This window comes from Microbacterium testaceum, from assembly GCF_006539145.1.
GTDB classification, from domain to species: Bacteria; Actinomycetota; Actinomycetes; order Actinomycetales; family Microbacteriaceae; genus Microbacterium; species Microbacterium testaceum.
This window is the reverse complement of the sequence record NZ_BJML01000005.1, coordinates 114801-136495: the sequence shown is the minus strand read 5'-3', so window position 1 is coordinate 136495 and position 21695 is coordinate 114801. Positions and strand designations below refer to the sequence as shown.

Below are 21695 nucleotides of genomic sequence, written 5' to 3'. Positions count from 1 at the left end.
GCGGGTGAACACGCTCGCTAGAGTCTGGTCATGGACATGCGCGTGGCCGCGTACGCCGTCGTGACCGACGCCGACGACCGTGTGCTGCTCGCTCACTGGATCGACGGACGACGGGGAGCGTGGACCCTGCCCGGCGGCGGCCTCGAGGACGGTGAAGACCCCGCGCAGGCGGTACGCCGCGAGGTGCGCGAGGAGACGGGCTTCCGCGTCGTCGTCGACGAGCTGCTCGGCATCCACTCTCGAGTGATCCCCGCGCAGGCACGGCTCGCCGACGGGGCCACGGGTGCCCTACACGCATTGCGGATCGTCTACCGCGCCCGGGTCGTGGGCGGGCATCTGCGATTCGAGACCGACGGATCCACCGACCGAGCGGAGTGGTTCACCCTCGGGGCGACCCGTAAACTTCGTCGCGTTCAGCTGGTCGACGTCGCCCTGCGGATGGCCGGCCTCCTCGGCTCCTGAACGTCAGGCTCGCTCTGCCGTGATGTCGGCGACCGTTGCGTCGTACGCGGCGATGAGATCGTCCGCGTCGACGAACAGACTGTAGCCGTGCGCGCCGGCTCCCATGGCGATCCGCGTTCCGACGATGCGCTCGTCGGCGTACACGGGCCAGTCGGTGCTGCTCCCGATGGGGACGATGGTGCCTCGCTCGTAGCCGGTGGCGGAGAGGGCCAGCTCGGGCTCCGGGAGGCGCAGCTTGTTGACCCCGACCACCGCACGCAGCTTGGGCCAGGAGATGGCACGGTCACCGGGCACGAGAGCGAACAGGTACGTGTCGTCGGACCGCTTGACCACCAGCGTCTTCACAATGGATGCAGAGGGGATGCCGAGCAGCTCGGCCGCCTCGTCGAGGCTCGATGCGGAGGGACGCTCGCGGATATCGACGGAGAGGCCGCGCTCTCGCGCGGCCTCTCTGACTCTGATGGTGGGATCGCTCACGCGTCGGGTGCGCGCAGCGGGTCGTCCGCCACCCACAGCTCGTCGTCGGCACGCAGTGTCTGCCACGCGGCGTACGCGACGCCGGCAGCGGCGACCACGCCGAGGATGATGGCGATGACGCCACCGGCGCCGATGCCGTCGTGCTGCGAGGGAAGCTTCTTGGCGAGACGCTTAGACGCCTGCTTGCCGTACTTCTCGGCACGCTTGGCGTACTTGTGCGTGTCGAGCTCGAAGCCACGACCCTTCGCGAGACGGTCGCGGGTGTCGCCCGCGGCGTCCCACACCGACATCGCTCCGCCGACCACGGCACCGGCCGCGGGAACGACCTTGTGGCTGAGGAAGCGATTGCTGTACTTCACGCTCTTGTCGACGTACGGAGCGGCGTACTTGTTGTACCCGTCCTGCACGGCGGGGACGAGGTCTTCGCGGCTGAAGCGACCGAGCTGGTGGCCGGCTTCTCGAGCGACCTTCCCGCTCTCGCCCAGCAGCACCTGCTGCGACTCCCACACCTTCGCGGCGTGCTTCTGGAGCTTGCGCAGTTCCTTCTTGCTCTTGCGGCTGAGGCCCACGGCTCATCCTCCCTGTCGATGGGATGTACGTTCGTTCATCTTGCCAGAACGGGTCGCCGGCACCGCCGACCCTTGCAGATAACTCTGAGAGAATGTAGCCATGGCCAACCACACCGCCGTCGCGACCCTGCACACCAACCACGGCGACATCGTCGTCAACCTGTTCGGCGACCACGCTCCGCGCACCGTCCGCAACTTCGTCGGGCTCTCCGACGGAACCCAGGAGTGGACGAACCCGGCAACGGGTGCCAAGGGCGAGGGTCCCCTCTACAAGGACGTCATCTTCCACCGCATCATCCCCAACTTCATGATCCAGGGCGGAGACCCGCTCGGTCAGGGCATCGGTGGACCGGGATACAACTTCAACGACGAGATCAGCCCCGAGCTGGACTTCACCCAGCCCTACAAGCTCGCCATGGCCAACGCCGGTCTGCGCCGCAACGCCATCACCGGCCAGCCCGAGGGCACCAACGGCTCGCAGTTCTTCATCACGACCGACCCCACCCCGTGGCTCCAGGGCAAGCACACGATCTTCGGCGAGGTGGCCGACGATGACTCGAAGGCCGTCGTCGACAAGATCGCCTCTGTTCCCACCGCCGCGGGCGACCGTCCGATCGAGCCCGTCGTGCTCCAGTCGGTCGACATCGTCTCGGTCTGATCTTCCAGGCGGCGGCGGGTGTCCACGACTGACGAGTTCCGTCGCAACAGCGACAACTTCTGCTACCGGCATCCCGACCGGCAGAGCTTCGTGCTGTGCCAGCGGTGCATGCGCACCGTGTGTTCGGACTGCCGCACCCCCGCCGCCGTCGGTGTCATCTGCCCCGAGTGCATGGCGCAGCAGCGCGCCTCCCAGACCCCTGCTCAGAAGAAGGCGCAGCGCCGCTGGGCGTCGCGCCCCCTGTCGGTGGTCTCGTCGGGCAGACCTCAGATGACGCTCGGCATCATCGCCGTCACCGGACTCGTCTACATCATCGGTCTGATCCCCGGTGTGGGCGGCTTCGTCCGGAACGTGCTCGCGTTCAACAGTCTGTACGTGGTGCCGCAACTCGGCGTACTGGAGCCGTGGCGGCTGCTCACGGTCGCTCTCGTCCATAGCGGCTTCTTCCACGTCGGCCTGAACATGCTCGCGCTCTGGTTCATCGGTCGCAGCCTCGAGCCTCTGCTCGGGCGTGCGCGTTTCCTCTTGCTCTATCTGATCGGCGCGCTGGGCGGATCGGTGGCCGTCGCTCTGCTCGCCCCCGGCGTCTGGACGGTCGGGGCCTCGGGGGCGATCTTCGCGCTGTTCGGTGCGCTCCTGGTGATCGGGCGGCACATCGGCGCGGACATCCGCGTCATCGCCGTGCTGATCGCCATCAACTTCGCCTGGCCGTTCGTGATCGCGGCGATCGGTGCCATCGGATCGGGCGACTTCGCCGGATCGCTCGCGGCGGTGGGTATCTCGTGGCAGGCCCACCTCGGTGGTCTCATCACCGGAGCGGCTGTGGGGCTGGTGTACGCGCGCACCCGTGCCGCAACGCAGAAGCGCCTGCAGATCGGCCTGCTCGTCGGGCTCAGCGTGCTGCTGATCGCCCTGCTGGCGATCCCGGCTCTGTTCTACGTCTGAGAGTTATCCACAGCCCCATCCACAGGTGGGGATGAATTACATGTGTGTAACTCAGCGCCACTTCGTCGTCATGAGGAATCCGACGAAAGCGATTCCGAAGCCGATGACGAGGTTCCACGGGCCGATGCCCGGGATCGGGAACTGCGAGTTGCTGAGGTAGAACACCAGCACCCACACGAGACCGATGAGCATGAGGCCGATCATGATGGGCAAGAACCACACGGGGTTCGGAGCCGATCCGCCTTCGTTGCGCTCAGCGATCGGGTCTTCGCCTTTGCCAGTTCGTGCCATGCCGGACAGTCTAACGGTCAGGTACGCGTGATCCCGCGGAACTAGACTGCCCCCGTGCAGACCGTCGACCAGCCGCAGACCCGTCGGGGATCACGGCGCGGGCGTGCGCCGCGTCGACGGGTGACCGTGATCGGGGTGATCGGCGACCTGCTGGTCACCGCAGGCGTTCTCGTGCTCCTTTTCGTCGTGTGGCAACTCTGGATCGGTGACGCCATCATCGGTGCCCAGTTCAAAGACCAGGGCAAAGAGCTCAGCGAGCAGTGGAACGCCGATCCGCCGCCCCCCGTTCCCTCGGCCATCACGACGTCTCCGTCCCAGCCCGCGGCCCCGCCGACGGCGGACCCGCCCGCCCTCGAGCAGCCCGGCGACGCACAACGATTCGGTGTGGTGTACATCCCGCGTCTCGGACCCGATTACCACTTCACCGTGGCGGGCGGGGTCAGCTCGTCGCGCACGCTCGACCCGATCGGCTTGGGGCATTATCCCGACACCGCGATGCCCGGGCAGGTGGGCAACTTCGCCATCGCCGGCCATCGTGGCAGTCACGGAGCCCCATTCGCCGACCTCCCCTCGCTGCACATCGGTGACGCCATCGTCGTCGAGACCGAGGTCGGATGGTTCACCTACCGCTTCCGCAACATCGAGTACGTGCGCCCCGACGGGGTGAACGTCCTGCTGCCCACGCCGCAGCAGCCGCAGGTCGAGGCGACGGACCGACTGATCACGATGACCACCTGCAGCCCGCGCTACGGCTTCTCGGAGCGGGCTATCGGGTACGGCGTCTTCGAGTCCTTCACCCCGCGCACCGACGCCGGTCCGCCGACGTCCCTGACCTCTGGAGCATCCTGATGTACGGAGCCCTCTGGCGCGTCCTCCCCGGTCCGTGGTGGGTGCGCGTGTTGATCATCCTCGTGCTTGTCGCTGCCGTCCTGTACGGCCTCTTCTTCTACGTCTTCCCGTGGGTGAGCGACCTCGTCTATCCCCAGGAGGTCACGGTCGAGTGAGGCCCTGGCGCGTCGTCGTCGTCGACAATCGCGACAGCTTCGTCCACACCCTCGCGGGCTACCTCCGCGACCTCGGCGCCCAGACCGTTCTGTTCGACGCCGAGGAGCGCGCGCTGCCTCGGCGAGCCGTCCGCGAGGCGGATGCGATCCTCGTCTCACCGGGACCGGGACATCCCGACGACGCCGGACACTCCGTCGCTGTCGTTCACGCGGCCCTCGATGCCGGCATCCCCCTGCTCGGGGTCTGCCTCGGCCATCAGGTCATCGCGACCGCCTTCGGCGCGCGGGTGGGGCACGCGCCGGAACTGCTGCACGGGATCACGAGCGTGATCCGACACGACGGGGAGGGAGTCTTCGCCGATCTCCCCGGCCCCTTCGTCGCCACGAGATACCACTCCCTCGCGGTCGAACCGGATTCCCTCCCGGCCGAACTCGAGATCACGGCGCAGACGGACAGCGGTGTGGTGATGGGTATACGTCACAGGAAAGCACCGATCGAAGGTGTGCAGTTCCATCCCGAAAGCGTGCTCACCGAGGGGGGTCACCTGCTGCTCGGCCGCTGGCTCGAGAATTCCGGCTTGACCGGGGCCGCCGCGCGCGGCTCCCTCCTTCATCCCCGCGGGGTCAGGAGCCCGAGCACACCGTCAGCGTGATCTCGCTGTGCACGGGAACTTCGCCCGGGGCCAGAGACTGCGTCTTGACCGTCTGGGGCGTCGCCGCCTTGCATCCGGGATCCTGCTGCTTCGTGACCGTCAGTTGCTTCGAGTCGGACTCCAGCTCGCGTTGCGCAGCGTCGACCGTGTACCCGGTGTAGTCCACGATGACGACCTGACCGCTGGCCACCACGAGGTTGACCGTCGTGCCCTTGGCGACCTCGGAGCCGGATTCGACGCTCGACGAGATGATCGTGCCCGCGGCCAGTGCGGGGTTGTCCTGGCGTCGGATCGAACCGACCGACAGCCCGGCTTTCTGCAGCGACGTGCGCGCCTCACTCTCGGTGATCCCGTTGAGCGTCGGTACCGTCGCCGTGTCGGGACCGGTGGAGACGTAGACGGTGATCCGCTGTCCCGCGGTGACGTTCGTTCCCGCCTCGGGGACCGTGCTCACGACGTTTCCGGCGGCGATCTTCTCGTCGGACTCGTTCACACGGCTGGTGGTGAGCTGTTGCGCCTCGAGCGTTTCGACGGCACGGTCGTACGACATGTCGACCACATTCGGCACCGTGTAGGCACTGGTGGGGACGTCGTTGCTCGGTTGGATCTGCATGACCCAGATGAGCACCGCCACCAGAAGCACCGCGAGAACGGTGACGCCCGCCCAGATCCACGCCACGGGAGGACCGGGCTGAGTGCGGCGCATCGTCGTGTCGGTGCTGAGCTGACGCAACGAGCGGGCGGTCTCGGCCGCTTGACGTGGATTAGGCCCGTACAGCTCGTTCGACAGCGCCGACATCTGGCGTTTCGTCGGGCCCTTCCCGTCGATCGTCTCGTCGAGAGCTTCGCGGAAGCTCGCGGCGTCCTGCGGGCGCTGGAACGGATCTTTCGCCAGGGCGCGCAGCACGATGGCATCCAGAGCCCGAGGGACCGTTTCGACGATCTCACTGGGCGGGACCGGCGCCTCGCTGACGTGCTGGTAGGCCACGGCCACCGGCGTCTCGCCGCGGAACGGGGTGCGTCCCGTGAGGAGCTCGTAGAGCACGACGCCTGTCGAGTACAGGTCGGCGCGCGCGTCGACGGATTCGCCCTTGGCCTGCTCGGGCGAGAAGTAGGCCGCGGTCCCGACGATCGCGGTGGTCTCGGCGACCGTCGACGACGAGTCGGAGACCGCGCGGGCGATCCCGAAGTCCATGACCTTGACGCGACCGGAGTCGGTGATCATGACGTTGCCCGGCTTGATGTCCCGGTGGACGACGCCGGCGCGATGAGAGTATTCGAGAGCCTCGAGGATGCCGTCGACGTACCGCAGCGCGTCGTCGGTGGGGACGGGGCCGGCGGCGATGACGTCTTTGAGCAGGCGCCCGTGCACGAGCTCCATGACGATGTACGGCACGGGACGCTCGTGGCCGTCTGCGCCGGTCTCGACGTCTTCGCCCGCGTCGAACACCCGCACGATCGTCGGGTGCGCCATGCGCGAGGCCGCCTGCGCCTCGAGGCGGAAGCGCGTGCGGAACGCCGCATCCCCGGCCAGGTCGGCCTTCAGGACCTTGATCGCGACCGTGCGGCCGAGCGTCTGGTCGTACCCGCGATAGACGCTGGCCATGCCGCCGCGACCGATGAGGTCGTCGACGCGGTAGCGCCCGGAAAGGACGCGCGTCTCAGTGGTCACGGGTGGAGCTCCTGGCGTGGGGGGACGGGGGGATCAGGGCTTGACGGTCGGAACGGCCGCGGGGCTGGCCGAAGGCGATGCCGAGCTGCCGCCCGAGATCGTCGCCGAGGCCTCACCCGACGGACCGGCCGTCCGGTCACCGGCGCCCGAGCAGCTGACGGTGTACGTCACGCGCAGGGTCTGACCGGGGGCGTTGCTGACCGTCAGCTTCGCGTTCCGCGCGTCCGGCGCGAACGACGCGGTCGACTGACCGTTGGTGTCGAAGGTGCCGTTGGTCGCGGTGAAGTTGTACGACGTGACCGACCCGGTGCCCGAGGGGCAGGAGTACTGCTGCCACGAGACCTGGATGTCGCTCCCGGCCGTCACCGAGGTTCCGGGGAGGGTCGGGGTGCCGGGGGTGGAGAGGGGCGTCTCGTCGCCGTAGACCGTGACCTCGATGTTGGTGCCCTGCGGGTTGCGCCCGGTGGGGTCGACCACGTAGATCTTTCCCACCTGATCGGCGCTCGCTGCGGCGTTGCCGGTGGCGCAGGTGGCACCGAGGTTCGCGTCACGCAAGAGCTCGCGGGCCTCGTCGCAGGTCTTGCCGATGAGGTTCAGCGCGTCGACGTCGACGAGAGTGCTCGACGGGGACGCGCTCGGTGAGGGCGACGACGGCCGAGGTGCCGGGGTCGAGGACGAGGCCGAGGGGCTCGCCGGGACGGCATCCGGTTCACCCTGGTTCGACAGCAGCGTGACGAGCGTGCCGATCAGAACGAGCGCGAGCAGCGCGATGAGCGCGATCAACGGCCACGTCCAGGGGCTGCGCTTCTTCTTCTGCGGTGCGGGGTCTTCTTCTCGGTGCTCCTCGCTGAGAAGCGACGTCGCGGCTGCGGAGGCAGGCATGAGGCGTGTCGTGGCGGACGTCTGTCCGCCGGCCGTGAGCAGCTGCGTCGCGTCGTCGACGAGGGCCGCACCGCCCGCGATCGCCGGTACGGCGGCCGCCGCAGCGGCGAGGTCGCCCCGACGCAGGGCCGTGGCAGCGCGCGAGACGGCAGCGGAGGAGGCCGGTCGGTCATCGGGCTTCTTGGCGATCATCGCCATCACGAGGTTCTGCACCGACGGCGCGACGGTGGGCGGGAGCGGAGCGGGCTGCTCGTTGATCTGCGCCATCGCGATCGCGACCTGCGACTCGCCCGTGAAGGGGCGCTTTCCGGCGAGGCACTCGTAGGCGACGATTCCGAGCGAGTACGTGTCGGTGGCCGGCGACGCCGGGTGACCGGACGCCTGCTCGGGCGAGAGGTACTGCACCGTGCCCATGACCTGGCCGGTCGCGGTGAGCGGCACCTGATCGGCGATGCGCGCGATGCCGAAGTCGGTGATCTTCACGCGACCGTCGGGCGTGATCAGCAGGTTGCCCGGCTTGATGTCGCGGTGGACGAGGCCCGCCGCGTGCGCGGCCTGGAGGGCGGCGGCCGTCTGGGCGACGATGTCGAGAGTCTTGTCGGTCGAGAGAGAGCCGTCGCGCTCGAGGATCGTCGACAGGGCTTCGCCCGGGACGAGTTCCATCACGAGGAAGGCGCTGCCGTCTTCTTCGCCGTAGTCGAACACGCTGGCGATGCCTTCGTGGTTGACGAGGGCAGCGTGACGGGCCTCGGCACGGAAGCGCTCGAGGAAGCCCGGGTCGCCCATGTACTCGTCTTTGAGGATCTTGATCGCGACGGTACGTCCGATGACGTGATCCGTCGCCTCCCAGACCTCGCCCATACCGCCGATCGCGATCCGCGAATCGAGCTCGTAGCGTCCTCCGAAGGTCACACCTTGCGTCGGTCTCATTTACCCAGCACCGCCTCCATGACCTTCTTCGCTATCGGGGCGGCGATCTCGTTGCCGCTCCCGTTCTGCCCCTGGCCACCACCGTTTTCGACGACCACGGCGACGGCGACCTTGGGGTCTTCCGCCGGTGCGAAGCCGGTGAACCAGAGAGTGTAGGGACGGGAATCGTTCTCCGCCGTGCCGGTCTTACCCGCCACTGCGACCCCGTCTATTCTTGCATTCGATGCTGCGCCGTCCTGGACGTTCGCCGTCATCATGGTGACCATCTGCGAGGCGATCGATGGCTCGAGAGCCCGCCCGAATTCGCTGCTGCTCGCCTCGTCTTTGACCGACAGGTTCGGCTCGATCACGCGGTCGACCATGCGCGGGTTCATGACGACGCCGCCGTTCGCGATGCCAGCCGACACCATCGCCATCTGCAGGGGCGTGGCGCGCACGTCGCCCTGGCCGAAGCCGCTGAGCGCGGTCTGCGGGGCGTTCGGCGAGGTCGGGTAGGTGGAGGGGGTCGACTCAAGCGGCATGCTGAACGATTTGTTGAAGCCGTACTTCTCCGCCTCGGCGCGAATGGCGTCGTCGCCGAGCTCGACGGCGAGCTCGGCCATCGGGATGTTGCAGCTCAGGCGCAGCGCGGTCGCGATCGTGACGGTGTCGCCCCCGCCGCAGGTGCCGCCGCCGGCGTTGCTGACGACGTTCGTCGACTGCGGCAGGGTGTACGCGGCGAGGTTGGGGAACGCGGAATCGGGTGTGTAACGACCGGATGCCAGGGCGGCCGACGCCACGACGAGCTTGAAGGTCGAGCCCGGGGGGTTGAGGTTGCCCGCGATGGCGCGATTGTCCATCGGCTTCGACGGGTCGGCCACGAGCTGGTCGTATGCCGCGTTGACGGCGTCGGTGTCGTGCGAGGCGAGCGTGTTGGTGTCGTAGCTGGGCGTCGAGACCATCGCCAGGATGCGGCCGGTCGAGGGCTCGATCGCGACGACGGCACCCTGGAGGTCGCCCATGGCGTCCCAGGCGGCCTTCTGCACGGTCGGATCGAGCGAGAGCTCGACGTTCGATCCGCGCGGAGCCTGACCGGTGATGGCCCGGTCGATGCGCGAGAAGAACTGGTTCGAATCGGAGCCGCTGAGCACACTGTTCTCCGCCGACTCGATCTGGGTCTTGCTGTCGAGCACGGGGTTCATGTAGCCCGTCACGGGCGCCCACATCGCGGCATCCGTGTACTGACGCTGCCAGCTGTACACGTCGTCCGAGGGAACCGAGGAGGCGATCGCGGTGCCGCCGGCGATGATCGATCCCCGCTGGATCTGGTACGAGTCGTACAGCGCGCGGGTGTTGCCCGTGGTGTTGGTCAACGAACTGGCCTGGGCGACCTGGATGATGCTCGTCGAAGCGAACAGGGCCAGGAACATCGCCAGCATGACGATGCTGAGGCGTCGGAGCTCTTTGGTCACGGTGCCTCCTCCATGATCGGGGCGTCGACGGGAGCGGACGGGAGGGTCATCAGCCGATCACCACCCGGGGGCGGCTGCGCACCGCGTCGGAGATCCGCAGCAGGAACGCGACGATGATCCAGTTCGCGATCAGCGAGGATCCGCCGGCCGCGAGGAACGGTGTCGTGAGTCCGGTCAGCGGGATCACACGGGTGACGCCGCCGACCATGATGAACACCTGCAAGGCGATCGTGAACGAGAAACCCGTCGCGAGCAGCTTGCCGAAGTCGTCCTGACCGGCCAGACCGATGCGGATGCCGCGGCTGGTGAACACCATGTAGAGCGCGAGGATCGCGAACAGGCCCACCAGGCCCAGCTCCTCGCCGAGACTCGGCACGATGTAGTCGCTCTGGGAGAGGGGCGTGATGTAGGGCCGGCCCTGGCCGAGACCGGTGCCGAACAGTCCGCCGTGCGCGAGGCCGAAGATGCCCTGAACGAGCTGGTAGCTGCCCCCGTCGCGGTTGATGACCTCGGGGTCGAAGGCGCTCAGCCAGTTGGCGAAGCGGCCGTTGACGTAGGGGAGGACTTGGGATGCCAGGAGGGCACCGACTCCGACCAGGATCAGACCGATCAGCACCCAGCTCGTCTTGCCGGTCGCGACGTACAGCATCGCGACGAACATGCCGAAGATGAGCAGGCCCGTACCGAGGTCGCGCTGGAGCACGATGATGCCGAGCGAGACGAGCCAGATGATCAGCACCGGGCCGAGTTCGCGTGCGCGCGGCCAAGTCATGAAGAGGAAGCGCGTTCCGGTCGAGGTGAGGCTCTCCCGCGTGCGCACGAGGTACCCGGCGAAGAAGACGGCCAGACAGATCTTGGCGAGCTCTCCCGGCTGGAACGACACGAACCCGAGGGACACCCAGACGTCGGCGTTCTGGTCGGTACCGAGGCCCGGCACGAACGGCAGCAGGAGGAGCAAGATGCCGACGAGGCCGAAGAGGTAGGTGTACCGGAAGAGCACGCGGTAGTTGCGCAGGAAGATCAGCACGGCGAGGGCCGCGAGCATCGCGAGGGCCGCCCAGGCGATCTGGCGGTTGCCCGTGGCATCCCATCCGCTCGCTTTCTCGGCCAGGTCGATGCGGTAGATCATCGCGATACCGAGACCCGTGAGGACGGTGGCGATGGGCAGCACGAAGGGGTCGGCGTCTCGGGCGCGCAGGCGCAGCACCACGTGCATGACGAGCGCGAGAACGGCCGGGATCGCCGCGATGCTGAGGTAGCCGGTCTCGACGGTGTTGTTCACCCCGAGCTGGACGAGCACGACGGCTCCGCCGTAGACGACGATCGCGAACAGGAGCAGACCGAGCTCGCGATTGCGCTGCTTGGCGGGGACGCGGATCTTCTTGAGCGCGCGCATGACGGCCGTGTCGGTGGACACGGCGTCGCCCGGACGGGTGAGCTTCTGGTCGGTCATCCGCTTCCCTCCGCTGCGGGACGCAAGCGTTCGACGATCTTCTCCGCGTCGTTCAGTGACGGGGCGGAGATGGTGGCCTGAACGGTCTGCCGATCGAAGTCGGACAGCTGGTTCAGGGGGATGTTCGTATCTTGATAGACCGTCGACAGCGAGATCGGGCCGATGGACTGCTGGATGCCGCGGTAGATCACCACGGAGTCGCTGTCGGCGCCGACGTAGTAGAGCGTCTGGGTCCAGGTGTACCCGGCGAACAGGCCGAGGCCGATCGCGGCGAGCACCACGATCAACGCGGCGAGCCAGCCGAAGCGGCGACGGCGGGCGCGACGGCGGTCTTCTTCGATCAACTCCTCGAGGAACTCGGCCGCCGGCTCGAAGTGCGTGGGTTCGTTCGCGACCTGACGGGCGTGGTGGAGCCAGCCGGAGCGACCGGGACGCGCGGCGGGGACCACCACGCCGCTGGGGTTCGAGGCGGAGCCGACGATCGTCGGGGTTCCGATGAAGACCGGGTGCTGGCCACCGACGTCGACGAGGACGACGGTGACGTTGTCGGGTGCGCCGCCGTCGAGTGCCTGCTTGAGCAGAGCGTCGGCGGTACGGGCCGGGGGCATGCCGAGAGCGAGCGTCTTCGCGGTGTGCGCGTCGTCGACGACACCCGAGAGGCCGTCGGAGCAGAGCAGCCAGCGGTCGCCGTCCTGCGTCGGCATGATGAAGCTGTCGATCTCGGGGTCGGGATCCATGTCACCGAGCACCCGCATCAGGACCGAGCGACGGGGGTGGTACCGCGCCTCTTCGGGCGTGATGCGACCCGAGTCGACCAGGCGCTGCACGAAGGTGTGATCGGCGGTGATCTGGGTGAGAGTGTCGTCGCGATACAGGTAGATGCGCGAGTCGCCGATATGGCCGATGACGGCGTAGTCGTCGACCATGACCAGAGCGCTCACCGTGGTGCCCATACCGGCCAGCTCGGGGCGCCGCGCCACGGTGTCGATGAGCTCCGCGGCCGTGTCGGCGAGGGAATCGCGGATGGCGTGCTCGGCCTGGGCGGGCGACTCGAACGGCTGGTCGAGCTCGGTCAGACGGCCGATCGCCAGGCTCGAGGCGACGTCACCGCCCGCGTGACCGCCCATGCCGTCGGCGACCACGAAGAGGTTGGACCCGGCGTAGCCGGAATCCTGGTTGTTGGAGCGCACCTTGCCCGTGTGGGAGATGGCGGCGCTCGAGCCCTGGAAGACCATGGGGGAGGGTTACTTCCTCAACTCGAACGTCGTGGCGCCGACCTTGATGGGAGCACCGACCTTGACCTGGACCGGTGCCGCCACGCGGACGCCGTCGTGCGAGGTGCCGTTCGTGGAATCGAGGTCCTGCAGCATCCACTGCTCGCCCCACAGCACGAGACGCGCGTGGTGGCTCGAGGTGTAGTCGTCGCGGATGACGAGACCCGACTCACTGGAACGGCCGATCGTCAGCGGCTCGGTGCCCAGCGGCAGCTCGAGGCCGGCCTTGGGGCCGCTGGTGATGACGATACGTGAGACCGCGTCCGTGGTCGCGAGACCCCCGGCGGGTGCCGGGACGGGCGCCGCGGGGCGCTTGACCTGCGTGGTCACCGCGTCGGGCGAGGAGGTGGGCGCGGCCGCCGCCGGGGAAGCGGATGCCGAGGGCTCGGGGAGCTTGCGCACCTTCACGCCGAAGAGGTCGGCGCGCAGCGAGTACACGACGCCGAACACGAAGAACCACAGCAGGACGAGGAAGCCGCCCTGCAGAAGAAGGAGAGTCAACTGACTCATGAGAGGGGGCCCCGTTCCCGGACATCGAAGATGCTCGTGGCGTCGGACGCGGAAGAGCGTCGCGGCGGCTGCGCCTGGGCGACGACACGGAACACGATAGTGGTGCGGCCGATCGAGATCGTCGAGTCGGGCGGAAGAGCAGCCTCGGAGACCTTACGCCCGTTGAGTGTCGTGCCGTTGGTGGAACCGAGGTCGCGCACCATGGCGCGCTCGCCGTCCCACAGGATCTCGACGTGCTTACGGCTCGTCCCGGCATCGGGGATCGTGATGTCGGCGTCGCTGCCGCGGCCGATCACCGTGCGGGCGGAGGTCAGCGGGTGACGGGTGCCGTCGATGTCGACGACTCCGCGCCAGGCGACCTGGCCCTCGGTGGTCTGCGAGTCCACGCGCAGCGTGCCCGTGGACAGGGAGCCGTCGCGCTCGATCGAGATGGCGACGGGGCCGGCGAACGAGTAGCCCTGTGTGCGGGCGTGCTTCTTCACCAGGGTGTCGAGCTCGGTGACCAGGGTCGAACCGAGCGCGCTCATCTTCTCGTCGTCGGCGGGTGAGAGGCGCACCACGAAGGTGTTCGGCGCGAGGATGCGCTCACGCGTGACGACCACGGCCTTCTTGTCGAGCTCGCTCCGCAGAGCGGACGCGATCTCCACCGGCTGGATGCCACTGCGGAAGGTCTTCGCGAACGCACCGTTGACGGCGCGTTCGAGACCCTTCTCGAAACTGTCGAGTAGCCCCACGAGACTCCTTCAGGCAGGCAGACCAGTAGGCACATCGTAGTCAGCACGGCTGGGGAGGTCATGGACGCGGGCTTCGAGCACCGCGTTTCGTGACCTGGTGGCGGCCGTGATATTCTCGGGAAGTTGATCGCGTGGCATCCACGATGCCGCGCACGCGCGAGTGGCGGAATAGGTAGACGCGCTGGCTTCAGGTGCCAGTGCCCGCAAGGGCGTGGGGGTTCAAGTCCCCCCTCGCGCACACGACACTGAAGGGCCCCGGGTTTCTCCCGGGGCCCTTCGTCGTCGAATCAGGATCGGGTGGCGGCCCCCGAGCGAGGCGCCACGCCGTCTCGAGACATCACGGCGTGTTCACGGTCACCTCCGGCGAGTGAACGGCGGATGATCACGAGCCGATCGACCGGGCCGAGAAGTGTCGGACATCACGGGGTGGGTGCTCATCGTCGACGGAGCGATCTCGATCGACGAGGAACGCGAGGCCCCACGGCGTCGAACCTCTCGACGTGGATCCGTCGGTCGGGGAGGCCCTCGGCCCTCGCATCCCGGACGACCAGGTCGGTCCACTCCGCAGGACCGCACACGAAGAGGTCCGAGTCGAGCAGGTCGGGCAGAACGGACGAGATCGTCGCTCCGCGCGCAATCGCGTCGGCCGACATCCACGACACCACCTCGGCGGGTCGCCTCCCGATCATCTCGACGACGTCGCCGCCGCTGTTCTGGACCAGGGTCGTTGCCTCGTCCCAGAGGAAGGTCTTCGAGCGTTCTGTCGCGCGCAGGACGACGGTGGCCTCCCCCGGGCGCAGTCCGCTGTCCTCGAGCAGAGCCCGCACCGGGGTGATGCCGATGCCGGCCGAGACGATCGCGAGGCGCGGGGCGGTGCGCGCGGCATCCGTGAACATCCCGTAGGGGCCCGCGAAGGAGACCTTCGTTCCGGGCCGCAGTCGACGCAGACGCTCCGTTCCGGTGCCGAGCGTGCGCACGGTCAGGCGGGCATCCGTGTCGGTCGGCACGGCGGAGAACGAGATCGGATGCGCGTGCCACCACGTGCCGCGACTCCAGAAGCGCCAGATCGCGTACTGCCCACCGCGCACCCCGAGTCGTGACAGGTCGCGTCCGCGGAGATGGATCGTGAAGACGTCTGGACCGAGCGGGTCGACACGGGCGACGCGCAGCTCATGCTCCTGCGTGGCGAGTAGCGGCGCGGCGAACCGGAACCAGGCGATCGAGCCGAACGCCACGACGTAGAGGGAGATCCAGTAGAACGTCTGCGGCGTGCTGCCGGAGAGGACCTGCCCGGCCGAGAGCTGATGCGGCACCGCCACCAGAACGGCCGCGTAGCTGATGAGGTGGATCGCGTGCCAGGCCTCGTAGGCGAGGCGACGACGCACGATGACGAGAGAGGTCACGACGATGAGTACCAGGAGGCAGCTTCCGAGCAGCGCCAGGAGCATGTCGGCCCCGGAATACAGCGACAGCGTCTGATGCCAGAGCGACAGACCGTCGCGAAGGGAGTAGCCCACCGTGAGCAGGGCGCCGTGGCCCAGGACGAGGTACACCGCGGGCTTGCCGAGGCGGCGGTGCACCCTCATCGCGGCGTCCTGACCGAACGTCCGATCCACCCAGGGGACGCGGGCGGCGAGCACGAGCATGAGCAGGAGCAGGTCGGTGCCGACGAGGCCGGTCACGATCCCCGCGGCCGTCACCGCCCCGGCGAGATCGGTGAGCTGTGCCGGTCGCCCGGATCCCAGGAACAGCATCACGGCGGCGACGACCGAGACCCAGCAAGCGGCGATCAGGGCGATCTCGGCACGCTCTCGTCGGCGCACGGACCGGTCGCGGTCGCGTTGCGTCCTACCCGGAGGTGCCGAAGGCGGGGAACCATCCGGTCGGATCGTGCTGCTCACGGGGACGTCCTCCGGTCGGGTCGGGCGCGCCGGCCTTCGACCAGTCTCCCACCGCGCGTGCGGAGGGGCGCGGGATGGGGACGTTACGCCGCGCCGCGACCGCGCGCCATCCGCGCCTGCGTCGCCACCACCATGAGCACGGCGGCCACCCCGCCTGCCGCGAGGAGCGCGAGCGTGCCCGCGTCGTCGCCGGGGGCGGACGCCTGACCGAACTCGTCCTGCCATGGCCAGAGCGCGCGGAGGGAGCCGAGCATGAGCCCGGTCATCATCGCGAGCATGAGCGAGTGGAATCGACGCAGCATCACGCGCAGCAGATTCACGAAGAGACTGAGCCCCACGACAGCGCCGAGCGCGAAAGCCGCGATGTACGGCAGATCGCGCTCGTTGAGGGCGACGAGCGTGGTCTCGTACAGCCCGAACACCAGCAGCAGGAAGGCACCCGACAGCCCGGGCAGCACGAGCGCGCAGACCGCGACCGACGCGGCGAGGGCGACGATCACCAGCGGCGGCTCGGCCATCGTCGCCGTCGGCAGACCGGTCAGGACGAATGCGGCGAACGCTGCGACGAGTGCGATCAGTCCGAGGCGCCACGTCCACCCCCGGCCGAGCATGCGCACGGGAATGAGGAGGGATGCCGCGATCATGCCACCGAACACGGCTCGCGTCTCGGACGGATACGCCTTCACCAACGGCGCCAGAACCTGGGCCCCGACGATCACGGCGATGACCATTCCGACCAGCACGGGGGCGACGACGCTCCATCGCACGGCCCGGAAGTGTGCGGCGCTGCGCGCGAATCCTCGGCCGCGGACGACGTCGGTGCTCGCCACGATTCCGCGCACGACGTGGCTGGCGGCGTCGATGAGCGTGGCGTACACCCCCACGATGAGGGCGACAGTGCCGCCGCTGACCCCGGGGATGACTTCCACCACCCCGATGAGTGTGCCGCGCACGAGGTTTCCCAGGGGGCGCAGCGGCGAACGGCGGTCGGCAAAGGTGTCGGCCATTCGATCCACGCTAGGCGAGCCGGCCGGGGAACGCCATTCGCGCGGACGCGCGACCCCACCAGAAATGCGCGCCTTATGCAACCCACCCCGCAGAACTCGATCCTGAGAGGAAGCTGTATGTAACGAGAGTCCCGCCTCGAGCGGGCATCGGTTCACACTCGCGAAAGGAACACATCATGGGATTCTTCGGATTTCTCCTCCTCGGCCTCATCGCCGGCGCCATCGCCAAGCTGATCCTCCCCGGTAAGCAGGGTGGCGGCTGGCTCATCACGCTGGTGCTCGGCGTCGTCGGCGCTCTGCTCGGCGGCTTCCTGGGAACCGCGATCTTCGGTGTCGACCTCGGCGGTTTCTTCGAGCTGCGCACCTGGCTGCTCGCCATCGGCGGTTCGATCATCGTTCTGCTCATCTACGGCCTGATCGTGGGTCGTCGCGCCGCGCGCTGACCTCGCAACGAAAGGCCCGGGGCGATTGGACCGCGCCCCGGGCCTTTTCACGTCTTCCCTCGTCCACCCGCTTTACTGGGCGGGATGCCGAAACACCGCCGCCTCCCCTTCCTCCTCGCTCTCGCCGGGGGATCGGTGGGGGGCTGACCCGGAATTGACGCCTCAGGCCATCCGGGAGTTGTGGACGGCTACCGAGATCGCGTACGGCGCGAGGAAGGTCAGGGCGAAGAACGATCCCGCGAGTCCCGCAGCGATCCAGGGCTCCGTCTCGATGGAGCCCGCCGTCATGCCGACCCCGAACATCGCGAGGCCGGTGCCGGACGCGCGGGCAGCGACGGCGCGCGCCGGGGCCTTGCGCGGATTCGCCCACAGCGACAGGCGCTCGTCGGGGTAAGCACGCAGCGTCAGCCGGATCGACCAGAACCACAGGATCGCGCCGACGACGACGGGGATGCTCCATGCCCATTCGCCCGCCATCCTCACAGCCCAACACAGGCGGAGCGAGAGGTCAACGTCCGCTGCCCGCCGCGCGGGGCCGCCCCCCATCTCCGACCCCGCCCGCGCGCAGCGGCGGAGTCTTCTCGCGCCGTGGGATCAGTCCGGCGCTCATGGGACTCGGCCTCACTCCAGCGTCGGCGGCAGCACGTAGACCACGTCGTCGCCGTCGCGCTCGTGCTCGACGAAACCGATGCGGGCCAGGATCGCATGCGAGGGCTGATCGTCGGCGGAGACGCACGCGTAGAGGGGGCGCTCGGCCTCCTGCGAGGTGAGCAGCCGCAGCGCTTCGGTCGGGGCGTCCTCGTGCGCCGAGGGTGAGACGGCGAGCAGGATCTCGCGGTCACCGTTGACCTCGAGAGCCGCGGCCACCCCGACGACGGTGTCGTCCTCGACGATCGCGCGCGCGTCGACCTTCTCGTCGGCGGTCCATCGGTCGAAGGCGTCGCGGTCGTCGAACGTGGCGCGCGGCCACGCCGAGGTACTGGCCGACACCGCCTGGAAAGCGGCATCCTGATCGTCGTGTCGAAGCTCGCGCAACTCGATGTGGGGCATGACGTCACGCTAACCGGAGCTCGCCGGACGAGTCCCGACTCTTGTGCGCTCAGGCGAAACCGTGCAGGGCCAGGAAGGTCCAGGTGGCGCCGTTGGTGTCGCGACGCCCGATCTGGTCGTGGAGATGGCGGAAGAGCGTCGCGCGAGTGCTGTCGGTCACGCTCGTCCACCCCTCGAGGTTGCGGCGTAGAACAAGGTCGATCTGCACGAAGGTCTTCTGAAAGACGACATTGCGCGAAACGGCCACGAGGTGCGAGGCCAACGCCATGACCGCGAGAACGTAGTCGTTCGAAGAATCGGCGGAATGCATCTGTTCGACGATGCGTGCGGTTTCAGCGAGTTCTTCGTCGGTACAACGCGGGAGAGCGACGTGCATGACAGCCGCGATGGTGTGCGCGGCGTACTCGCGCATGTCGTTGCGGGCGCGGTCGGTGAGGGCCGCGACCCGGGTGTACCGGTTGGCCGCGACCTCGACGAGTCCGATGCGCTCCAACCTCTGGAGCGCTTCGCGCACGGGGGTACGGGAAATACCCATGAGCGTCGCCAATTCGACGTCGCGCAACCGATCGCCGGCTTGGAGCCGACCGTCGACGATTGCCTCGCCGAGGGCCCGGTAGGCCTCGTCGACGAGGGCGGAAGCGCGCCGACGACTATCCATCAGCCGGATTTTAGGGCCTCCGATTACCACAGCACATGGACAGAACTTGCTGATTCTTCGTTTTCGTGTCGCGCGCAGGCCTCCGCGCCGGTAAAGTGATCGCCGTCACGCCTCGCGTGACATATCCGGGGGGATCCGTCGACGCCCGGGCTTTGAGCCTTGCTCAGCCCGGGCGTCGTATGGGCTCAAGGGCGTACACCCCCTTCTTTCGCGCTCGCAACGTTTATGTCACGGACCCGTGCGCGACAAGACCTTGGCCGTTACCGTGGTGGCACAGACCGGCGCGCTCGGCGCCGGCTCAAGCGGAAAACGGCAGAACGAATGAGCACGCAGGGCACGGTCAAGTGGTTCAACTCCGAGAAGGGCTTCGGCTTCATCGCCCCCGATGACGGCAGCCAGGACGTCTTCGCGCACTACAGCGCGATCCAGTCGGGCGGCTACCGCTCGCTCGAGGAGAACCAGCGCGTCGAGTTCGAGGTCGCCCAGGGCCCCAAGGGCCTGCAGGCGGAGAACATCCGCCCCCTCTGATCCTCCATCCGGCCTCGGTCGGTCCGGCCCCGGTCGTGCGCGTTCCGCGTGTCGGCCGGGGCCTTCAGTGTTCGTGACGCACGAGGTCGACGCCCGCGGCGGCGAACTGCCCCAGCGTCGCGTGCGGAAGGAACGCCCGCGTCAGGGCGGCACCGATGCGCGTGAGATCGGCCTCGTCGCGGTAGAGCAGGTACATCGTCTCGTAGCGCGGGTGGAACTTCTGCTTGAACCGGTGCAGCGACGCGAAGCCGTAGACGGGCTCGAGCATCGCGGCCATGCGATCCTGCAGGTCGGCGATGGCGCCGGCATCCGCCGGATACTCGTGGGCCAGCGGGGCGCCGGACAGGGACATGACCTGGGCGCCCTCGGCCGAGAACTGGCGGGCGGACGCACCGATGAGGTACTCCATCACCGGCCCGAAGCCGCCGTCGCGGCGGCGCATCAGGTCGAGTGTCCATCCGCGGATCCCGCCCTCGCCGTAGATCGGCAGCCACGACAGGAATCCGTCGACGTCACCCTGCGGAGAGACCGCCAGAGCGATCCGTACCTCGGGGTCGGCCGCCTCGTGCAGCGTGCCGAGGGTGAAGCCCATCTCGGGCAGTCCCTTGTCGCCCACCCAGCTCTCGGAGATCGCACGCAGTTGCTGACGTACGCCCCACGTCTCGTCGGCGAGGGTCGAGAGGCGGAAGGTCATGCCCTCGCGCTCGCCGCGATTGAGCGACGTGCGCACGGCACCCCATGCCTTGCCGGTGAACTGGAGTCCGGGAAGGTCGACCACCGTGTCGTCGGCGACGACGATGCGACGCCAGCCGCTCGGCACCGCGTCGGCCGTGGCCTCGCCCGCACTGAAGAAGCACGGGGCGAGTCCGGCGGCTTCGGCGGCGTCGACGAAGGAGCGGACGGTCTGAGCGCGCGTGCCGACGGGACCGAGGGGATCTCCGAGAGCCAGAGCGACGCCGGAGCGACGCTGGTAGGCGACGATGCCCCGGCCGAAGCGCGCGTACGACATGCCGTCCCACGTCGTCATCCAGGACAGCGTGCCGCCGCCGGTCGCGTGCAGTTCATTCTTCACCTCGGCGACCGACGGAGCGGGGGAGTCGCCGAGCGCCGCGCGCGGACGGGCGCGGAAGGCCGCCCGCACGAGGAAGAAGTAGACGGATGCCACGAGCCACAGCGCCGAGGAGGCCAGGACGCTGGTGAAGTCGGCATCCAGATCCGCTTCGATCTGGGTGAGACCCTCCAGGAGGAGGACGCCGAAGAGCAGAAGAACCAACAGGAGGTTCAGCGCGCTGTAGAGCATCACCACGACCCAGGCCCATCGTCGACCGCGGCGGAGGGCTGTGGCGATCACGAGGACGACGAGCGTATTGACCGCGACGTCGACCCACGAGCCCGAGGCCGCCGCCGATGAACCGAAGGGGCCGGTCATCGGGGCGAGATAGCCCAAGATCTCGAACGCGCCCAGGGCGCACAGCACCACGAACGCGATGAGGCGCTGCTCGCGCACGCTCACGCGCTGCGGGCGCAGGGACCGGTCCACACCCAGCACGAGGGCGACGGCGAGGACGCGCTCGAGGTCGGGAAGCGAGCCGTAGTAGAGGAACGTGACCGCGAGGCCCGCGATCAGGACCGTCCACGCGCGCAGGCGCCACGGAGACGGCAGGAGGGCCAGCGCCGCCGCGAGGCACGCGAAGACGCCGCCCGAGGGGCCCACATCGAGGGCCATCGCCTGCTGCTGGGCCCACGGCCAGGGGAGCAGCGCAGCGACCCAGAGGAAGAGCGACGCGGCGAAGATCGAGAAGAGCTGGCCCACGGCGAAATACGCCGTCGCGACGCGGGTGCCGCGGCGGAGCTCGAGATACGCCATCCCGACGAGGGTCGGGATACCGAGCAGGTAGAGCCACGGCGCGCTGATCACGAACGTGCCGGTGATGAGCGTCCACCACCGACCGGCCTCGAGGGCGGGGAGACCGTACGCGAGCGAGTCGTAGGCAGTGGAGACCGTGAACGGCTGCCAGAGGGCGCCCGTCGCGACGCCGACGACGATCAGGATGCCGACCAGGATGAGCGTGGCAGGAAGGCGTCGAGCGAGCTGCGTCGCCCGTCGGAGCATCGTGTTCTCCCCCATGCCGCTCACGATAGG

Annotated in this window: 24 protein-coding genes and 1 tRNA gene; 9 read left to right on the top strand and 16 right to left on the bottom strand. The window is 68.5% G+C overall.

What is annotated here, in order from left to right; genetic code table 11:
* The first annotated feature begins 30 nt into the window (after positions 1-30).
* Positions 31-462, top strand: a complete 432-nt coding sequence (locus tag MTE01_RS09310) for an NUDIX hydrolase (protein WP_116239652.1) — start codon at positions 31-33, stop codon at positions 460-462.
* 3 nt (positions 463-465) lie between these two features.
* On the opposite strand, the gene MTE01_RS09305 is transcribed toward MTE01_RS09310, so the two are convergent.
* Positions 466-939 (bottom strand): aminoacyl-tRNA deacylase, encoded by a 474-nt coding sequence (locus MTE01_RS09305; protein ID WP_141377050.1) that lies wholly within the window; start codon positions 937-939, stop codon positions 466-468.
* The gene (locus MTE01_RS09300; RefSeq protein WP_056225083.1) at positions 936-1508 is read right to left on the bottom strand and encodes a hypothetical protein; all 573 of its coding nucleotides are present in this window, start codon (positions 1506-1508) and stop codon (positions 936-938) included. The genes MTE01_RS09305 and MTE01_RS09300 overlap by 4 nt, the downstream gene beginning before the upstream one ends.
* A 100-nt stretch (positions 1509-1608) precedes the next feature.
* Between MTE01_RS09300 and MTE01_RS09295 the strand changes: the two genes are divergently transcribed.
* The gene (locus MTE01_RS09295; RefSeq protein ID WP_103207428.1) at positions 1609-2166 is read left to right on the top strand and encodes a peptidylprolyl isomerase; all 558 of its coding nucleotides are present in this window, start codon (positions 1609-1611) and stop codon (positions 2164-2166) included.
* 18 nt (positions 2167-2184) lie between these two features.
* On the top strand, positions 2185-3111 hold the full coding sequence (locus tag MTE01_RS09290) for a rhomboid family intramembrane serine protease (protein WP_246078169.1): 927 nt from the start codon (positions 2185-2187) through the stop codon (positions 3109-3111).
* Positions 3112-3162: 51 nt separating this feature from the next.
* On the opposite strand, the gene MTE01_RS09285 is transcribed toward MTE01_RS09290, so the two are convergent.
* On the bottom strand, positions 3163-3402 hold the full coding sequence (locus MTE01_RS09285; protein WP_094735171.1) for a cell division protein CrgA: 240 nt from the start codon (positions 3400-3402) through the stop codon (positions 3163-3165).
* A 54-nt stretch (positions 3403-3456) separates the two neighbouring features.
* Between MTE01_RS09285 and MTE01_RS09280 the strand changes: the two genes are divergently transcribed.
* From MTE01_RS09280 to MTE01_RS09275, 3 genes are read left to right on the top strand one after another with little or no spacing between them, the layout of a single operon-like run.
* The gene (locus MTE01_RS09280; RefSeq protein ID WP_246078167.1) at positions 3457-4251 is read left to right on the top strand and encodes a class E sortase; all 795 of its coding nucleotides are present in this window, start codon (positions 3457-3459) and stop codon (positions 4249-4251) included.
* On the top strand, positions 4251-4406 hold the full coding sequence (locus MTE01_RS17045; protein ID WP_170210668.1) for a hypothetical protein: 156 nt from the start codon (positions 4251-4253) through the stop codon (positions 4404-4406). Before MTE01_RS09280 ends, MTE01_RS17045 begins: the two co-directional genes overlap by 1 nt.
* Complete coding sequence (locus MTE01_RS09275; protein ID WP_141377047.1) at positions 4403-5059, top strand: anthranilate synthase component II; 657 nt, start codon at positions 4403-4405, stop codon at positions 5057-5059. Before MTE01_RS17045 ends, MTE01_RS09275 begins: the two co-directional genes overlap by 4 nt.
* On the opposite strand, the gene pknB is transcribed toward MTE01_RS09275, so the two are convergent.
* Genes pknB through MTE01_RS09240 form a run of 7 tightly spaced genes read right to left on the bottom strand, consistent with a single transcriptional unit; the run spans position 5031 to position 13965 of the window.
* Positions 5031-6731: a Stk1 family PASTA domain-containing Ser/Thr kinase gene (gene pknB, locus MTE01_RS09270; protein ID WP_103207423.1), complete on the bottom strand. Its 1701-nt coding sequence runs from the start codon at positions 6729-6731 to the stop codon at positions 5031-5033. The genes MTE01_RS09275 and pknB overlap by 29 nt on opposite strands.
* A gap of 33 nt (positions 6732-6764) precedes the next feature.
* A complete protein-coding gene (locus tag MTE01_RS09265) occupies positions 6765-8543 on the bottom strand; it encodes a serine/threonine-protein kinase (protein ID WP_141377045.1) in 1779 nt (592 codons plus the stop codon).
* Positions 8540-9994, bottom strand: coding sequence for a peptidoglycan D,D-transpeptidase FtsI family protein (locus MTE01_RS09260; RefSeq protein ID WP_103207419.1), 1455 nt, complete (start codon positions 9992-9994; stop codon positions 8540-8542). The genes MTE01_RS09265 and MTE01_RS09260 overlap by 4 nt, the downstream gene beginning before the upstream one ends.
* A gap of 49 nt (positions 9995-10043) precedes the next feature.
* Positions 10044-11447, bottom strand: coding sequence for an FtsW/RodA/SpoVE family cell cycle protein (locus MTE01_RS09255; protein WP_141377043.1), 1404 nt, complete (start codon positions 11445-11447; stop codon positions 10044-10046).
* The gene (locus MTE01_RS09250) at positions 11444-12682 is read right to left on the bottom strand and encodes a PP2C family protein-serine/threonine phosphatase (RefSeq protein ID WP_103207413.1); all 1239 of its coding nucleotides are present in this window, start codon (positions 12680-12682) and stop codon (positions 11444-11446) included. Before MTE01_RS09250 ends, MTE01_RS09255 begins: the two co-directional genes overlap by 4 nt.
* 9 nt (positions 12683-12691) lie before the next feature.
* A complete protein-coding gene (locus MTE01_RS09245) occupies positions 12692-13231 on the bottom strand; it encodes an FHA domain-containing protein FhaB/FipA (protein WP_103207410.1) in 540 nt (179 codons plus the stop codon).
* A complete protein-coding gene (locus MTE01_RS09240; RefSeq protein WP_103207407.1) occupies positions 13228-13965 on the bottom strand; it encodes an FHA domain-containing protein in 738 nt (245 codons plus the stop codon). Before MTE01_RS09240 ends, MTE01_RS09245 begins: the two co-directional genes overlap by 4 nt.
* A 154-nt stretch (positions 13966-14119) precedes the next feature.
* Between MTE01_RS09240 and MTE01_RS09235 the strand changes: the two genes are divergently transcribed.
* Positions 14120-14203: transfer RNA gene (locus MTE01_RS09235), tRNA-Leu, on the top strand.
* A 196-nt stretch (positions 14204-14399) separates the two neighbouring features.
* Here the strand turns inward: MTE01_RS09235 and MTE01_RS09230 are convergent.
* Positions 14400-15788 carry a ferredoxin reductase family protein gene (locus MTE01_RS09230; protein ID WP_141377040.1) on the bottom strand — a complete coding sequence of 463 codons (1389 nt, stop codon included), beginning with the start codon at positions 15786-15788 and terminating at the stop codon, positions 14400-14402.
* 161 nt (positions 15789-15949) lie between these two features.
* Positions 15950-16873, bottom strand: coding sequence for a DUF368 domain-containing protein (locus tag MTE01_RS09225; protein ID WP_141377037.1), 924 nt, complete (start codon positions 16871-16873; stop codon positions 15950-15952).
* Positions 16874-17049: 176 nt separating this feature from the next.
* Here MTE01_RS09225 and MTE01_RS09220 point away from each other — a divergent pair, with 176 nt between their 5' ends.
* A complete protein-coding gene (locus MTE01_RS09220; RefSeq protein ID WP_103207399.1) occupies positions 17050-17316 on the top strand; it encodes a GlsB/YeaQ/YmgE family stress response membrane protein in 267 nt (88 codons plus the stop codon).
* Positions 17317-17478: 162 nt separating this feature from the next.
* On the opposite strand, the gene MTE01_RS09215 is transcribed toward MTE01_RS09220, so the two are convergent.
* The 3 genes from MTE01_RS09215 to MTE01_RS17040 all read right to left on the bottom strand — a co-directional run bounded on the left by MTE01_RS09215 (position 17479) and on the right by MTE01_RS17040 (position 19024).
* Complete coding sequence (locus MTE01_RS09215; protein WP_141377035.1) at positions 17479-17793, bottom strand: hypothetical protein; 315 nt, start codon at positions 17791-17793, stop codon at positions 17479-17481.
* Between the two features lie 144 nt (positions 17794-17937).
* Positions 17938-18366 carry a GNAT family N-acetyltransferase gene (locus tag MTE01_RS09210; protein WP_141377032.1) on the bottom strand — a complete coding sequence of 143 codons (429 nt, stop codon included), beginning with the start codon at positions 18364-18366 and terminating at the stop codon, positions 17938-17940.
* Between the two features lie 49 nt (positions 18367-18415).
* Entirely contained in the window at positions 18416-19024 is a 609-nt protein-coding gene (locus tag MTE01_RS17040) for a GntR family transcriptional regulator (RefSeq protein WP_103207390.1), read from the bottom strand.
* A gap of 321 nt (positions 19025-19345) precedes the next feature.
* Between MTE01_RS17040 and MTE01_RS09200 the strand changes: the two genes are divergently transcribed.
* Positions 19346-19552 (top strand): cold-shock protein, encoded by a 207-nt coding sequence (locus MTE01_RS09200; RefSeq protein ID WP_056225145.1) that lies wholly within the window; start codon positions 19346-19348, stop codon positions 19550-19552.
* Between the two features lie 64 nt (positions 19553-19616).
* Here the strand turns inward: MTE01_RS09200 and MTE01_RS09195 are convergent, their stop codons facing one another.
* Positions 19617-21680, bottom strand: coding sequence for a bifunctional lysylphosphatidylglycerol flippase/synthetase MprF (locus tag MTE01_RS09195; protein ID WP_141377030.1), 2064 nt, complete (start codon positions 21678-21680; stop codon positions 19617-19619).
* Positions 21681-21695 lie beyond the last annotated feature (15 nt).